16 protein-coding genes are annotated in these 16350 nt (G+C 29.7%); 10 read left to right on the top strand and 6 right to left on the bottom strand.

Translation table 11 applies throughout. The features are described 5' to 3' along the window. The 9 genes from M3Z80_RS05880 to M3Z80_RS05840 form a co-directional block, all read left to right on the top strand. A partial coding sequence (locus tag M3Z80_RS05880; RefSeq protein WP_293918464.1) for a helix-turn-helix domain-containing protein occupies positions 1 to 468 on the top strand: 468 nt, incomplete at its 5' end. A 114-nt stretch (positions 469 to 582) separates the two neighbouring features. Then, positions 583 to 1317, top strand: coding sequence for an SDR family oxidoreductase (locus M3Z80_RS05875; RefSeq protein WP_293918462.1), 735 nt, complete (start codon positions 583 to 585; stop codon positions 1315 to 1317). Between the two features lie 299 nt (positions 1318 to 1616). After that, positions 1617 to 2048 (top strand): cupin domain-containing protein, encoded by a 432-nt coding sequence (locus tag M3Z80_RS05870; RefSeq protein ID WP_293918460.1) that lies wholly within the window; start codon positions 1617 to 1619, stop codon positions 2046 to 2048. Between the two features lie 38 nt (positions 2049 to 2086). Next, positions 2087 to 2944, top strand: a complete 858-nt coding sequence (locus M3Z80_RS05865; protein WP_293918458.1) for an aldo/keto reductase — start codon at positions 2087 to 2089, stop codon at positions 2942 to 2944. A gap of 171 nt (positions 2945 to 3115) precedes the next feature. Continuing rightward, positions 3116 to 3730 (top strand): Type 1 glutamine amidotransferase-like domain-containing protein, encoded by a 615-nt coding sequence (locus tag M3Z80_RS05860; protein WP_293918457.1) that lies wholly within the window; start codon positions 3116 to 3118, stop codon positions 3728 to 3730. 233 nt (positions 3731 to 3963) lie between these two features. After that, the gene (locus M3Z80_RS05855) at positions 3964 to 4728 is read left to right on the top strand and encodes a carboxymuconolactone decarboxylase family protein (RefSeq protein WP_293918455.1); all 765 of its coding nucleotides are present in this window, start codon (positions 3964 to 3966) and stop codon (positions 4726 to 4728) included. A gap of 484 nt (positions 4729 to 5212) precedes the next feature. Beyond that, positions 5213 to 6184, top strand: a complete 972-nt coding sequence (locus M3Z80_RS05850; protein ID WP_293918453.1) for a Gfo/Idh/MocA family protein — start codon at positions 5213 to 5215, stop codon at positions 6182 to 6184. A 68-nt stretch (positions 6185 to 6252) separates the two neighbouring features. Further along, the gene (locus M3Z80_RS05845) at positions 6253 to 6555 is read left to right on the top strand and encodes a CD225/dispanin family protein (RefSeq protein WP_293918452.1); all 303 of its coding nucleotides are present in this window, start codon (positions 6253 to 6255) and stop codon (positions 6553 to 6555) included. Between the two features lie 60 nt (positions 6556 to 6615). Continuing rightward, entirely contained in the window at positions 6616 to 7224 is a 609-nt protein-coding gene (locus M3Z80_RS05840; RefSeq protein ID WP_293918450.1) for a hypothetical protein, read from the top strand. A gap of 1 nt (position 7225) precedes the next feature. Here M3Z80_RS05840 and M3Z80_RS05835 read toward each other — a convergent pair whose 3' ends face one another. From M3Z80_RS05835 to M3Z80_RS05810, 6 genes are all read right to left on the bottom strand, one after another. Then, positions 7226 to 7717 carry a dihydrofolate reductase gene (locus M3Z80_RS05835; protein WP_293918448.1) on the bottom strand — a complete coding sequence of 164 codons (492 nt, stop codon included), beginning with the start codon at positions 7715 to 7717 and terminating at the stop codon, positions 7226 to 7228. Between the two features lie 89 nt (positions 7718 to 7806). Further along, positions 7807 to 10281: a M1 family metallopeptidase gene (locus M3Z80_RS05830; protein WP_293918446.1), complete on the bottom strand. Its 2475-nt coding sequence runs from the start codon at positions 10279 to 10281 to the stop codon at positions 7807 to 7809. A 368-nt stretch (positions 10282 to 10649) separates the two neighbouring features. Next, the gene (locus M3Z80_RS05825; protein WP_293918444.1) at positions 10650 to 10943 is read right to left on the bottom strand and encodes a DciA family protein; all 294 of its coding nucleotides are present in this window, start codon (positions 10941 to 10943) and stop codon (positions 10650 to 10652) included. 175 nt (positions 10944 to 11118) lie between these two features. Then, positions 11119 to 12198, bottom strand: a complete 1080-nt coding sequence (gene recF / locus M3Z80_RS05820; RefSeq protein WP_293918442.1) for a DNA replication/repair protein RecF — start codon at positions 12196 to 12198, stop codon at positions 11119 to 11121. Positions 12199 to 12206: 8 nt separating this feature from the next. Continuing rightward, entirely contained in the window at positions 12207 to 14657 is a 2451-nt protein-coding gene (locus M3Z80_RS05815) for an alpha-ketoacid dehydrogenase subunit alpha/beta (RefSeq protein WP_293918466.1), read from the bottom strand. Positions 14658 to 15052: 395 nt separating this feature from the next. After that, positions 15053 to 15484 carry a hypothetical protein gene (locus M3Z80_RS05810; protein WP_293918441.1) on the bottom strand — a complete coding sequence of 144 codons (432 nt, stop codon included), beginning with the start codon at positions 15482 to 15484 and terminating at the stop codon, positions 15053 to 15055. A gap of 389 nt (positions 15485 to 15873) precedes the next feature. On the opposite strand from M3Z80_RS05810, the gene eco reads away from it, so the two are divergent. Further along, positions 15874 to 16350, top strand: a 477-nt coding sequence (gene eco / locus M3Z80_RS05805; protein ID WP_293918439.1) for a serine protease inhibitor ecotin, incomplete at its 3' end; no start/stop codon positions are given.

Below are 16350 nucleotides of genomic sequence, written 5' to 3'. Positions count from 1 at the left end.
CCCTTACGCCCCGATTTAGTTAGTTTGTTCCACTCTCTTGATCCTTATTTTGACACATCAATTAAACCTTCTAAAGATATTTTAAGCCTAAAAGAACAAGAGGCCATTCTATCCTTATTAAAAATCAATAAAAATTTTTATTCTATACTATTTGACTTTACTGAACCCTGGAAAATTGATATTCTTGATTTTTTAAATGAAAACTATAGGTTTGATTTAAGCATGAAAGAAATTGCATTATATACTGGACGAAGCTTGGCAACTTTTAAGAGAGATTTTTCAAAAGTAAGTGATGTTCCGCCCCGAAAATGGATTATTCGAAAAAGGCTTGAAGTTGCGTATAATATGCTTGAATACAGTGATTTGAAAATAAAAGACGTTTGCTATGAAGTAGGATTTAAAAACTTATCTCATTTTTATAAAGCATTTAAAAAGCAATATGGTTTTTCACCATCTGAAAAACACTAATTAAGCTCTAAAACAAATTTATTTGATCTTCTCGGCAAAAGGAAATTTTTTAACTGGCATTAACTTTGTTTATGTAATCACATATAGAACTTAAAAATCTTTAATTAAAATGTTATGAAAGAAAAAGTAATAATTGTGATGGGGGCTTCCAGTGGAATAGGGGAAGCGACAGTAAAAAAACTTGCAGAAAAAGGTGCAAAGCTTGTTATAGCAGCGAGAAGAGAGGAAAGATTAAAAGCTATTAAGGATTCTTTACCGGGATCTGAAATCGAATACAAAGTAGCGGATGTTTCCAATTTTGATGAAGTAAAAGCTGTAGTTGATTTGGCTTTAAATAAATTTGGAAAAATTGATGTCATCTTTAATAATGCCGGAACAATGCCTTCCTCTTATCTTATAGATGGTAAGCGTGATGATTGGCATGATATGTTACATGTAAATGTATTGGGAGTTCTGAATGGAATTGCTGCAGTTCTTCCTTATTTTGTAAAACAAAAATCCGGTCACATAATTACCACTGATTCAGTGGCAGGGCATTATGTATACCCGGGATCAGTAGTTTATTGTGCAACAAAATCGGCTATACGTGCCATCATGGAGGGATTACGTCAGGAACAACGCGAAAATAACATTAAATCTTCCATGGTATCTCCGGGAGCAGTGCGTACAGACCTTTATCAAACCATGAAAGACGAATCATTAAAAGAAGGTCAGCTTAAAATGCAGAATACAGAAGGATACGGTGTATCTTCTGAAGATATTGCAAATGCTGTTGTTTATGCGATAGATACACCTGTAGATGTATCTATCAGTGAGATAATTGTACGTCCGACTAAACAATCTCTCTAAACAATAAATTGTAAAATAAAAATCTGATTTTTAAAAATAAATATTTATCCAATAAATGATTTATTTAAGTTAAATATTTATATAAATATTTTATATTTAGATTTAATTCTGAATATAAGAAATTAAAGTTAACATAATTTTTTTATTGTTAAATGTAATATATATAGTAGGTTTATATATGATATTTATAAAAATAAAATTGTTTTTTGGGTAAATATTTTTTTAATTTTAGTTAACCCTTATTCGTAAAGAAAGATATCTCCTATCAAAAAAATCAGATAATAAATAAACAAATTCTTATGAAAAATTCAAATCCTCCTAAAATCAGTGATTTTCCACAAGGAAACGAAAATATAGAATATGAACGTTTTTTTTCCGGAAAATCTTGGTTGAAACAACTTACATCTCTAAAAGAATTGAATGTACCTTTATTTAATGTAACTTTTGAGCCTAGTTGTAGAAATAATTGGCATACACATTCCGGTGGACAAATACTTATTGCTATAGGAGGCAAGGGATTATATCAAGAACGGGGTAAAAAAGCACAACTTATGATGCCGGGTGATATTATTGAAATTGCTCCAAATTTGGAGCACTGGCATGGGGCAGCGCCTCATGATTGGTTTTCTCATTTAGCAATTACCTGCAATCCTCAAAATAATCAAAATATTTGGATGGAACCGGTATCAAATGAAGATTATCAACAAGCATTTAACTCAACAAATAAATAAAAAGATAAATTTTTATCCAAAATAAACACATACATAAAATGGATTATATAAAATTAAACAATGGAATAGAAATGCCTATATTAGGCTTTGGAGTATATCAAATATCTCCCAAAGACTGTGTGAAAGCAGTATCAGAAGCAATAGAAGTTGGATACAGATCAATAGACACCGCACAAGCCTATTACAATGAAGAAGAAGTTGGAAAAGCAGTCAAAGCCAGCCATATTGATCGAGACAAATTTTTTATTACCACCAAAATATGGGTTTCAAATGCAGGCTATGATAGAGCTAAGAAATCGGTAGAAGAATCTTTAAAAAAACTTCAAATGGATTACGTAGACTTATTATTAATACATCAGCCATTTGGTGATTATTATGGTTCATATCGTGCCATGGAAGAATTGTATAAAACAGGAAAAGCCAAAGCTATTGGTGTAAGTAATTTTTATCCGGATCGTTTTGTGGACCTTGTTGAACATGTAGAAGTAAAACCGGCAGTAAACCAGGTGGAAACTCATATTTTCAATCAACAAAAAATTGCTCAGCAAATAATGCATGAATACGGTACCCAAATTGAATCATGGGGCCCATTTGCAGAAGGAAAAAATAACTTTTTTACCAACGAAACTTTAGTTTCTTTAAGTCATAAATATAATAAAACCACTGCGCAAATAGCACTTAGATTTTTAATACAGAAACAGGTTATTGTTATACCTAAATCTACTCATAAAGAACGCATGATTGAAAATTTTAACGTTTTTGACTTTAATATTTCAGAAGAAGATCTACATTCCTTAGAATCTTTGGACCAAGAAAAATCTTTATTCTTTTCACATAATGACCATGAGACCGTACGATTTATTTTAAATTACAAAAAGGAACATAATTTATTCTAATATTTAATGATCTTGCAAGTAAAATTTTAAGAAATAATTTATTCCTATGATTTAATAATCAATGTACGGATAGCTATACACAATAGGGGAGATATTTCTAATAAGTGTTTAGGCTAAACTTATTATCTTTAAAATAGTTCTTTTATTGTTTAATACCTAGAAAAATTACCTATGAAAACAATTTTCTTAACGTCGTACATAGCCGGAACCATTGAAAAGCTTGTCGAACTGCTTCAAAAAGAACAACGTGGAGTAAAAAATATTTTGTTTATTCCTACAGCTGGAAATGTTGAAGAATATACCGGATATATAGATGACGGAAAAAACGCCTTGCAGCAATATGGATTTGAACTTGATATGCTAGATATTGCCCATACCGATTTACAACAATGCCAAACATCTCTTTCAAATGCTCCAATAATTTGTATAAGCGGAGGTAACACATTTTATTTATTGCAGGAACTAAAAAGGAAAAAACTTGATCAGATATTGACTAAGATAATTACACAGGGGTGTTTTTATATTGGAGAGTCTGCAGGGGCAATAATTCTGGCAGCGGATATAGAATATAATAAAATTATGGATGATAGCAGTTTGGCTCCTGATTTGGAAAACTATACCGGACTAAATCTTATCGATTTCTATCCTTTACCTCATTATATTGAAGAACCATTTGTTGAATCAGTCCAGCAAATTTATACAAAGTATAAAGATAATTTAAAATTAGTGCCAATTAATAATCATCAGGCTATAATTGTTAATGACAATACGTATACAATAGTCTGAATAATTTATATATAGAAATATTTTTTGATAAATTTAATAAATAATGAAGAGATTATAGAATACAGTATATTCTATTTATCAAATAAATAAACTTTCTATCAAAAAACTTTTACATACAAAAATAAAATAGAGTGGGAAGAGAAATTTTTAACTTAAAACTTATTATATAATATAAATTAAAAAAAGCAATTGATTTCATCAAATATTACCAAATTAATAAAAAATATAAACGTATGAATAGAATAGAAATTTGTAAAGATAATTTTAAGAAATTATTTAAAGGAGAAGCTCTCAATGGAAAAGGCAATGACCCGGAAATGATGGATATACTGCAAAAATTTATTTTTGGAGAAGTATTTACTATTGGAGATATAGATAAGAAAACACGTGAATTAATAACCTGTGTAGTTCTCACTTCCTTACAGCAATTGCCTCAATTGAAGTCACATGTAAATGCAGCTTTAACCATTGGGGTAACTCCAATAGAAATTAGAGAGGCTGTTTATCAATGCGTTCCAGTCATAGGATTTCCCAAAACACTAAATGCTTTAAGAGTAATAAATGAGGTTTTTACCGAATGTAACATACAATTGCCATTAGAAAGACAAGGCATGGTAATGGAAGACAATCGATATGACGAGGGATTAAAAATACAAGACCCTTTATATGGAAATCGCATTGAAAATCTAATGTCAAAGGTACCAGGAGGAATTGGAGAAAAAGTGGCTCAATTTCTAACAGAAGTTTATTTTGGAGATTTTTATACACGAAAAGGATTGAACTTACCTCTTCGTGAATTACTTAATTATTGTGTATTAACTTCTATAGGAGCAGAAGATCAATTGGTATCTCATTACTATGCAAATATAAAAATAGGTAATAGTAAGGAATTATTAGCTGCAGCCATAGTTCAAACTTTGCCTTATATAGGCTTTCCTTTAGCCTTAAAAGGATTGAAAATTATTATAGACTGTTCAGAGAAACCTTTAGAGTCTTAATTATTAACTTTAAAAAAATATTAGCTTAAAAAATAACATTTGTTATTGCAAAGTAATTTTTGAAAAAAATTTACTTTTATCTTATAATTATTAAAATCTACAACGTCGTACATAAAAATAATATCATGTATGGCAGTACATTTTATTACCATATCCTTCATATTATAAAAGCACATAAATTTCTTTTGATGTAATATATACCTTTAATCTATCATTAAAATATAGTACATTTGTTTACTAAATATGATAAAGAATAGGTTTTGGATTCTATTTTAACTTACTAACATAAATAGAAAGTCCATAGATATAATATTCCTTTTAATTAAAATTTTAAATTCAAATAATTTGGGATTTAAGAGAATATTAAAGTTTTTTTCTATTTTTTATTTATTTGTAAATTTATTGGATTATATATAAATGAGTAATTAATTCGTATAAATTTTAATTATAACTTTAAAATAATTAATTAAATAATAAAAATATTATGCTAAAAGCAGGTTTGGTTGGAGCCGGACATTTAGGCAAAATTCATTTGAAATTATTACAACAATCTGAAAAATATGATTTAATAGGTTTTTATGATAGCGATGAAGAAAATGGAAAAAAACTGGAAGAAGAATTCGGTTATAAGTTTTTTCAAAGCTTTGAAGAACTAATAAATCAAATTGATTTATTAGATATAGTAACTCCTACTTTTGCACATTTTGAATATGCCAAAAAAGCCATACAAGCTGGTAAACATTTTTTTATAGAAAAGCCTATTGCCAGATCTTTAGAAGAAGCTGATGAAATCATTCGTTTAGCCCAAGAATATAAAGTGCAGGGGCAAGTAGGACATGTTGAAAGATTTAACCCGGCCTTTACTGCGGCAAAACCTTACATTCAAAATCCAATGTTTTTGGAAATCCATCGCTTAGCAGAATTTAATCCCAGAGGAACTGATGTTCCGGTTGTCCTAGATTTAATGATTCATGATTTAGATATTGTGTTATCGTTGGTAAATTCAAAAGTAAAAGAAATACATGCCAGTGGGGTAGCAGTTGTCAGCAATACTCCCGATATTGCTAATGCTAGAATTGAATTTGAAAATGGGTGCGTAGCTAATGTAACTACCAGTAGAATTTCAATGAAGAATATGAGAAAAAGTAGATTTTTTCAAAAAGATGCTTACGTTTCCATAGATTTTCTGGAGAAAAAAGCGGAGATCATAAGAATTAAAGAAGTTCCGGAACAAGTGCAACCATTTGATATGATCATTGAAAATGCTGAGGGTGAGAAAAAACAAATTATTTTCCAATATCCCGATATTGAAAATAATAATTCCATATTAGACGAGCTGGATTCTTTAGCAGATTCCATTGAAAATAATAAGTCTATTAAAGTAACATTGATGCAAGGAAGAGAAGCTTTACGAGTAGCATTAGAAGTTATGAGACAAATTGAAAATAAAAAATAGAGTGGGAAACAAAGACTATTGTTTTATAATTAAAATGTAAATTATCATTGTATAAAAAAATAAATTCAATGAGCGAAGAAGTTGTAGATCAAGAAAACGATGAAATTCCAAAAGATAAAGCTCCGGATAATTATTTAGTATTTGCGATAATTTGTTCGATTGCTTGCTTTGCACCCGTAGGAATTTTTGCTTTGTTTTATTCGTTACGTGTAAATCAATATTGGGAACAAAAAATGTATTCAAAATCAAAGCGTTCTTCTGCTATTACTCGTTTACTTTGTATATGGACTATAATAGCAGGTATTATATTTTGGATGGGCATTTTATCAGGAGCAATCTATAATATTTTCGGACAGAAATCTCATAATTGATTTATGATTTTTATATAGTGCATGATTTTTGATTATTATTTTATTTAATTTAATATAACTATGAGAACCGTTATGACTCGAAAGAATATAATTTTTGATAATATTTTATGGAATATTTCTTTTTTTGTGATTCTAGTCTTAAATATTGTGGCGTGTGGAGATAAAGCTACTTTGTCAGACGATGTCGCTCTTAATTCGATAGAAGAATATCTCAAATCCAATCCAATATATGAAACAGCAAATATAACCATCGGTGAAGTTAAATTTAGCGTTAAAAAAGATAAAAAAAATATTAAAGCATATAAAGAATTAGAAGAAAAAGGGTATTTAATTTTAAATTTAGTAAAACAAAAAAAGAAATTTTTAAGTAAAGACAGTGTATTAACCTATGAAGCTAAATTGACAGATAAAGCTCGTCCATATGTCATTAAACAAAAAAAAGAAACCGTAACGTTGAAATCCTTAGAATATAAACTAGGAGACAAGGAGCAGACCAGATTTGAGTTAACTGGTAAACATTCAGCTAAAGCGGTGATAACTCTTAAAAAAGTAAATACAGATTTTTCACTACTAGGTTACGATAAAAACCCTAATACCAATTTTATAACTAAAACATTTAATTTAAGTTATAAAAAAAATAAAGGTTGGACGGTAACGAAAAGTAAATGATTTATTTTTTCCTTTGATATGTTATAAAGCTAAAATCATAGGGATGATTATCATCCTTACTATGAAATTCTTCAAAAATTTTATTCCATTTTGAAAAGTCGATTTTAGGAAAATACGTATCTGCATCCTTTACTTGCGTATGAACTAAAGTAAGTTCCAATATATCAACATAATCCAATGCTTGTTCATAAATAGTTCCTCCCCCTATAATGTAGGGATTTACATCATTTATATGAGCAGTTTCCATTGCTTCTGATAAAGAAGAAAGCAGAATTACGTTTTCCGGTACCTCATATTCGGGATTCGATGAGATCACTACATTTATACGATTAGGAAGAGGACGTCCTAGAGATTCGAAAGTTTTTCTTCCCATAATTATAGTATGATTTTGGGTTAGACTTTTAAATCTTTTTAAATCTTTTGATAAATGCCAAAGTAATTGATTGTCTTTTCCAATTGCATTATTTTCATCTATGGCTGCAATAATGGTCATGTTAATTGAAATTAAAAATAGATTTAAATATATAAAAAAAAGAGCAAAGTATAATTTTTGCTCTTTTTTTATTAAATTTTATAAATTACTTATTTCATTTTATCTAGCCCATCGGAAATGTATTTTACCTGATCTTTAAGACTTTGATTAGGAAATGAAGTAATGGAAGCCTGCTGCTTCATTTGTAATGACACTTGTATAATTTGAAGCATAAATTTACCAAATTCATAATTTTTAGCTTGAGGGTAAACTTTTACAAAAGCATCAACAATATTTTGTGTTTCAGTAGGATAGTTGCCTTGCATGATAGTTTTTAAACTTTCAATATAAGTATCTGCTTCTTCCTGAGATTCAGATGAAATTAATAATTCTAAAAAGCTCTTTGAAATAATTCCAAGTTTAGAATTATCTTTAGTATAAATTGCAGTTTTAGCAATGGCTGTTGACAAATCTTTACCTGGGTTTTTATCATCAATTTTACTTACTAATTCTGAGGCAGCATTCTTATCTACCTTTAAAATAGCTAGTATACAGGCAGCTTTAACACCATAGGAAGGACTATTGAAAGATTTTATAAATAAATTCTTATATTTTGTAGCATCTATTTTTCCTAATTGTTTAATGGCATTTGCCTGAACTAAAGTTTTAGAATCCGAAGTAGCAATCTTTTCTAATACAGGAGCCGATTTTTGTTTTACGTTAGGATTGGTTTCATCTAATTTTGAAATAGCAAAAGATCGTAATCCTTCAAATTTATCAAAAGAAGCAGCTTTCAATAAAGTTTCCAATGCTCCCGTATGGGAAGTTTGAGCATCAGCTAATTTGCTAAGAGCCTCTTTTCTCGAACTGTATTCAATAGCATAATTATATTGACTTATATATTGCTCAATAGTTTTATCGTCAGTTAATTCACAAAGCAATACTCGATCGGGGTTTATATTAACTAATTGAGGCTTGGTTTTATAAGGAAGTTCAAATGTATTCTTGTCAGTAGCTTTAGCCCAAACATGATGGCGGGTTGCTTTTCCGTTTTCATATATATCAATATCCAAAGGGAATTGAAATTTAAGATTTTGAATTTGAGTAAGAGTTATTGAAACTGTTTTTTGTAACTCATTATAATTATAGGCTACTTTTAATTTAGGATGCCCGTTTCCAAAAAACCATTGATTAAAAAACCAGTTAAGGTCTTTACCGCTCACTTCTTCCCAAGCGAGACGAAGCTGATGTGCTTCAGTTGCTTTATATTCATTATTTTTTAGATATACGCTCATACCGGAAAAAAATGCGTCATCTCCTAAATAGTTTCGCAACATGTGAAGTATCAATCCTCCCTTATTATAGCTTACAGCATCTAACATATCCTCTTTGTCTTTATACTGGAATCGTATGAGATCTTTTTCAAAATCTTCTCTACCATACATATATCCTTTACGTTCCTCATCTCTATGTTCTTCTGCATAGTCTTTACCATATTTATGTTCCAGCCATAAATATTCGGAATAATTGGCAAAAGATTCGTTAACAGGAAGATTGGACCAGCTTTCTGTAGTCGCGAGATCTCCAAACCAATGATGGAATAATTCATGGGCTATTACTGGTTCCCAAGTATTTTTATCAATAAGTTGACCGGGTTTTTGTAATGCACTTTCATCATGTAGCGTGCAGGTAGTATTTTCCATTGCCCCACTTATATAATCTCTTCCCACCATTTGACTGTATTTTTCCCAAGGATAAGGGTATTGTAAAATAGTTGAAAAATATTCGATCATTGAAGGAGTGTCTCCGAAAATTTGTTTGGCATAAGGCTCATATTCTTTGTCTACATAATAATCTACAGGAATATTTTTCCATTTGTCTTTTACTATGGAAAATTCTCCTATCCCCATAAAAAATAAATAAGGAGCATGTTTTTTATCAAATTTCCAGTAATCTGTGCGAGTACCATCGGAATTTTTGGTTTGAGTTTTTAAAACCCCGTTGGATAGAGTCACATATTTATCCGGAACAGTTATATATATTTCTTCTGAAGTTTTTTGATTGGGCTTATCTATAGTAGGAAACCAACAGCTGTTTGATTCGGTTTCTCCTTGAGTCCAAATTTGTGTAGGTTTTTCTTTATTTTCACCTCTAGGATTTATAAAATAAAGTCCCTTGGCATCATGAATGGCTTGACTGCCTTTTTGATTAATGGATCCCGGAATTGCAACATATTTAATATAAACTGTATACGTTTCATTTCTTTTATAAGTCTTGTCCAGAGCTATTTTTAATTTAGTGCCGCTGTAAGAATACTTTAGGGATTTATTACCCGTAAGAGAAACGACGGAAATTTCCATTCCTTTTGCATCTAAAGTTAATGAATCGGTTGGATAAAAGTGTGGCTTTAAAGTTATCCAGGCTTCACCGAAGAGTTTTTCATTAGGGATATCAAACCCTACTTTTAATTTGGTGTGCACTAAATCATTAACCATGGTTGAAGAAGGATGATAATCTGAATAATCCTGAGCTTTCGTAAAATTAATGGCTAAAATAGAAACCAATAAAAGTATACTTTTTTTCATTAAAATTTATTTAAAATTAATTATATATAAAGAAAAATGTGTAGGAAATAATTTTAATTTTTTATTCTAAAAACGCATTTTTTCCATTCTGATTTTTTAAGAATATAAATATACGAGTATAAAAAATATCAGCTAATTTAACTAATTATCTTAATAAACAAAGTTAATAAAGTATTAATACTTAAAAATTGATTTTCCTAATTATAGGATCTTAGATTATATAAGAGTAAAAATTATAAGATGGGTTTCTAAATATATTTAGAAATAAAAACGTCTTATACACTGATTTTTAATTTTTTTAAGTAGAATTAAGATTTATAAAACTAATAGTAATTTAAAATATATATTCAATAAACTAAAAGTTTAATTCATATAAATTTAATTTTAGTAAAATAAGATTGCGTAATATCTTTAGTAATTTCAGAATAAATTTTATTTTGATTGTAATTTAACTCATGTCGTAAGGCTGAAGAATTCAGCTGAATATATAAAGTTTGGTCATCAATAAATATTCGTTGGGTATGATTGGCTATTATAGACCCCATTAAATTTCTCCATTTTTCTTCCATTTCAAGAATAAGCAGTTTTTCTTCCATACCTAATGCCTTAACCAAATTTTTAATGGCTGAATTGCATGTTTGTTCTTTTCTTCTTAAACTCATTAATGTTAAATTTTCAATTTTAAATAAATAAACTTTTACGCTTTATTCAATTTTTAATTTGATAAAATATATGGTCACTTTAAACAACAGTAAAAGGTATGTATTTCTTTAAATTTAACAATATTTTTTAATCAATCCAAGTTTTATTTCAAATAATTAACTATTTGCAGAAAGATTAAAGTTCGAAAATTCGATAATCGGAACTGATTTGCTGTACTATTTTTTCTGTTCTCTCTTTATGAGTGTCTGAAAGAAATATTTGACCGAATTCTTCTTCATGAGCTAATTTTACCAATTGCGCCACTCTGTGATCATCAAGTTTATCAAAAATATCATCCATCAAAAGGACAGGACTTTTTAACGAATATTCTTTAATAGTTTGAAGTTGAGCTAATTTTAAGGCTACTAAAAATGACTTCTGCTGACCTTGAGAACCGAATTTTTTAATGGGATATTGAAACAGCTTAAAAATCAAATCATCTTTATGAATTCCTCCTGTTGTATAAGCAGCTGCCCGGTCTTTGTTCAAATTCTCTTTTAGAAGACTATTCATATCTTTTTCTTCCAAATTTGATATATATTGAATGCTTACCTCTTCCTCTCCTTGCGAAAGGGAAGCATAAAACTTGCGAAATTTAGGAACATATGAACTTATGAATTCGTTGCGTATTCGATGTATTTTAGTTCCGTTTTCAATAAGTTCGGCATCATAAATCTCTAAGCTTATAGCATCGAAATACATATTGGCCAGAAATAATTTTAATAATGCATTTCTTTGTGCAAGAGCTTTTTGATATCTAAGAATTAGATGGAGATAATCGGGATTGATTTGGCTGATCATTCCATCCATAAACTTTCTTCTATATTCACTTCCCTCACTAATTAAGTTACGATCATAAGGGGAAATCATCACACAAGGATATTTCCCTATATGATCGGAAAGTTTATCGTATGTTTTTGAATTTCGTTTGATTATTTTTTTATGTCCTGATTGAACTTGTATCTTGATATTATCTTCATTATTTTCATCCGTAAAGTTTCCTTCAAGAGAAAAAAAATCTTCATGAAAACGAATATTGTTTTGATCTGAATAATTTAAATAACTCTTAGTTAAAGAAAGATAATGAATGGCATCCAAAATATTGGTTTTTCCAACACCGTTATTTCCTACAAAACAATTGATTTTCTCAGAAAAAGTAAAATTTTTTTCTGAAAAATTTTTGAAATTGAATAATCTAAGATTTTTTAGATACATGTATAAGTCTACCTTATTTTCGGATATTCAATTGGATTTACTTCATGCATAATTTCGTATATTTTTTCTATCACATCATCTACTGAAGGCTTTGAAAAATAATCTCCGTCTGATCCATAAGCCGGCCTATGATCCTTAGCCGTAATAGTTTTCGGAGCTGAATCTAAATATTGAAATCCATTCTGCTCTTCAAGTATTTTTTGCAAGATATAAGAGCTGGCTCCCCCTGATACATCTTCATCAGCTATTACCAAACGGTTTGTTTTTTTCAGGCTTTCAACTATTTCATGACTTAAATCAAATGGAATTAATGATTGAATATCAATGATTTCAATATCAATACCTAAAGCTTCTAATTCTTTAGCAGCTTCTGTAACAATTTTCCATGTAGCCCCATAAGTTACTACAGTTATATCTTTACCTTCTCGCGTAATATCAATTTTTCCTACCGGAGTGGTAAACTCTCCTAGATTGGAAGGTAGAGGTTCTTTTAATCGATAACCGTTTAAACATTCAATAAGTAAGCACGGTTCTTCCGACTGTATCATAGTGTTGTAAAATCCAGCCGCTTGTACAAAATTTCTTGGTACCAATATATATATCCCTCTCAAGTAATTAATAATTCCTCCCATAGGAGATCCAGAATGCCATATGCCTTCCAATCTGTGGCCTCGTGTACGGATAATCAAAGGTGCCTTTTGCTTTCCTTTGGTTCGGTAACTCAAAGAAGCCAAGTCATCGCTCATAGTTTGTATTCCATAAAGCACATAGTCCAAATATTGTATTTCAGCAATCGGCCGTAAGCCTCTCATGGCCATTCCCATTCCTTGACCTATTATGGTGCTTTCACGAATTCCGGTATCTGATATTTTTGTAGAGCCATATTTTTCTTGTAACCCCTCAAATCCTTGGTTGACATCACCAATTTTGCCAAGGTCTTCGCCAAAAGCAATAATTTCCGGATATTTTTCAAAAAGTTTATCAAAATTATCTCTTATAACAATCCTGCCATCCACCAGATCCGGATTTTCATTGAATATAGGGGGAACATATGGGACATGCACTGCAGAAAATTGTGTGTCTGTATATAATTTAGAATTATAATTTTCGCTTTCTTTATTAAAGACGATCGTATACCAATTTTGTAAATTAGTTTTAGCTTGCGAATCTTCTTCGCGCACTATGCGGAAAACTTTACGTATAAAATGGAAGATGTCTTTTTTGTAAGGAAGAGGAATTTGTAGGAAATTTTCCTTTTCTAAATTTATAAATGCTTTTTTTACGCTATTTTCAGCTAAATCTGTTATTAAAGATAAGGCATTGTTTTTAAGGACATCTATGTCAGAACGGAACTTATTCCATTCGTTTTTTTGATGTTCCTTAACCATTTGCTTAACTTCATCTTCTAAATGTGTTAATTCTTCCTCAGTGGCAACCTTTATTTTCTGATTATTGATCTGATCGTAAGTTTCATAATCAATAATCCATTCCCTGAATTTTTTAATACAGTCATATTCCTTTTCCCATTCTAGCCTTTCAGCAGATTTATATCTTTCATGAGAACCAGAGCTTGAGTGACCTTGAGGCTGAGTGAGCTCACAGACATGGATAATAACAGGTATATGTTTTTCTCTTGCGAATTTTTCAGCTTGTGCATAAGCTTCAATCAATTCCGGATAATCCCATCCGTGGGCTGTGATGATTTCACAACCTCTGGAATTTTCATCATGGGTACGTTTAAAGCCTTGTAAAAGTTCAGAAAAATCATCTTTTGCCCTTTGCTTAGAAGATTCTACAGAAATTCCATAGCCATCATCCCAAATGGAGAGAACCATAGGAATTTGTAAGGCGCAAGCAGCATTCAAGGCTTCCCAAAAATGTCCTTCGGAAGTGCTGGCATCTCCGATGGTTCCGAAAGCAATTTCATTTCCATGATGTGAAAATTGAATTTTATCTTCGAGTTCAGGACAATTTCTATAAATTTTTGAAGCATAAGCCAATCCGAATAATCGAGGTATTTGTCCGGCAGTAGGAGATAAGTCTGCGGCATTATTTTTTTGTTCCGTAAGAACTTTCCAATTGCCTTCATTATCTACTAAATGGGTAGCATAATGACAATTCATCATCCTTCCACCTGATTCCGGTTCTCTTTCTTCGTCTGTATCAGCATAAAGCTGAGCAAAATAATTTTCAACCGTAATTTCACCCACCGCAAAGGCTATTGTTTGATCACGATAATATCCGGAACGAAAATCTCCATTTTTGAAAACTTTTGCCATCGCAATTTGTGGAAGCTCTTTACCGTCTCCTAATATTGCAAATTTAGCCTTTCCAGAAAGAACTTCCTTTCTTGCTAACAAACTGCTATATCGACTGATTAAGCACAATCGATAATCGTTAAGCACTTCTTTTTTAAATTCTTGAAAGCTTAAACTAGCTTCTGATACAGTTGAATTTATTTCTTTAATCACGAACTATTTTTTAAAAAAAAACAAAGTTACAGATTTTATTCTAACTTAAGCTTTCGAACAATAGTTATATAGGTAAAATTTTTTTGAAAAAAATATTCATAATTTTTATTATATTTATTTTACAAGCTGAAGAATTAATTTATTGGAAAATTAAAAAATTAAGTCAAAAATTATATAGTTAAATTTAGTCTGTTAACCATTATAATTAATAAAATAATAGATAATAGTATTCATTGATGGAGTTAACGTAGATTAGTTATAATATTCAACCAAATAAAAATATAAATTTTTGTATAGCAGAACTTACAGAGTCTTTGATTATATGCCAGAAAAGAAAGGTAAATAAAATAATTTTAAATTAAATCAGGCTAATTTTAAAGATATTAATTTTCACTTATTTGAACGTTTTTTTGAAAGGGAGTAACCAAGAAATATAAATGGGAAGCTATGAAACCAATCCAAAAAAGATACCCTCCTAGATGAAAACGTTCTTTCATAATTTTATGTTCGTAAACAGTTGAAAAATCATGATAGGTGTAGGCTAAACCTAAACAACTTAGAAGTAAAAATAAAAAAAAGATAAGTCTGGATACGGATAAGTGACATAAACGTTTAACCATATATTGCAATAAAATAAAAAATAATTGTAAAGCAAAAATTATCAAAGCTGTTTTCCACCATACTTTTAAAATCTTATATTCCCCGCGAAACAAATTGATTCCCATACGTCCTATCCAAGACATTTTAGAAAGTAATAATCCGATAGATATGGAAAGTACTAACTCGAAAAGTACTAATAGGGATAATCTTTTCATAATATTTGATTATGGCAATAGGCTTATTTCACTATATGTGGTAAAAATAAAAATAAACTATGAAATGAATAAATTTTTCGATAAAATAATTAATCTTTCCAAGCAATACCTTGTCTAATTAAGATAAGCAAATAGAAGCAAATTTGTGAACAAAAAATCAAAAAAAAATAGCGCTTAATAAATAAAAAAAACACTTGGAATCAATTAATAAAAACATATATATTTGAAGCCATTTTACTTATAAATATGGGCACTATGAGAAATTAGGTTAGGATATTCGATAAAGTTCAATGAAACGAATGTATACTGAATTAAATTTAATAATTAGTTAAGAAAAATTATAGAGAAGTGCTTTATGATAAAAAAATATTAATTTAAAAATTAAAATGATGAAAACAGTAAGAAAAATTTTAACAGGAATTTTGTTAGGAAGTATTTTAGTTTCATTTACAAAATTTCCTTTAGATTCATCCCCTAAAGAGAAGGAAAATGATCCCGGAAAAGAATTAGCAAATTTTCCGGAGGCAAGTACTGGTATGGTCAGACATGTAATTCTTTTAGATAAAAAAACAAATGAAAATTTATATAAAGTAGAAATTATCCCGGGAAAAGTAATGAAAGTAGATTGTAACAAACATACTTTAATGGGAAAAACAGAGGAAAAAGAATTAGAAGGATGGGGATATACCTATTTTGAATTTTCTTCAGATGGAGAAACTCTTTCAACACGTATGGCATGCCCAAATTCAAATGATGTTGAAAAATTTGTTTCTTCACAATCTACAAATGTCAGCTACAATAGTAAATTACCGATCGTTATTTATGCGCCTAAAGGGTATACCATTAAATATAGAATTTGGGAAGCA

The sequence above is a fragment of the Apibacter sp. genome (assembly GCF_025291155.1).
In the GTDB taxonomy this organism is placed as follows: Bacteria; Bacteroidota; Bacteroidia; order Flavobacteriales; family Weeksellaceae; genus Apibacter.
Note: the sequence above shows the minus strand (reverse complement) of the source record. Positions and strands in the feature narration are given on the sequence as shown.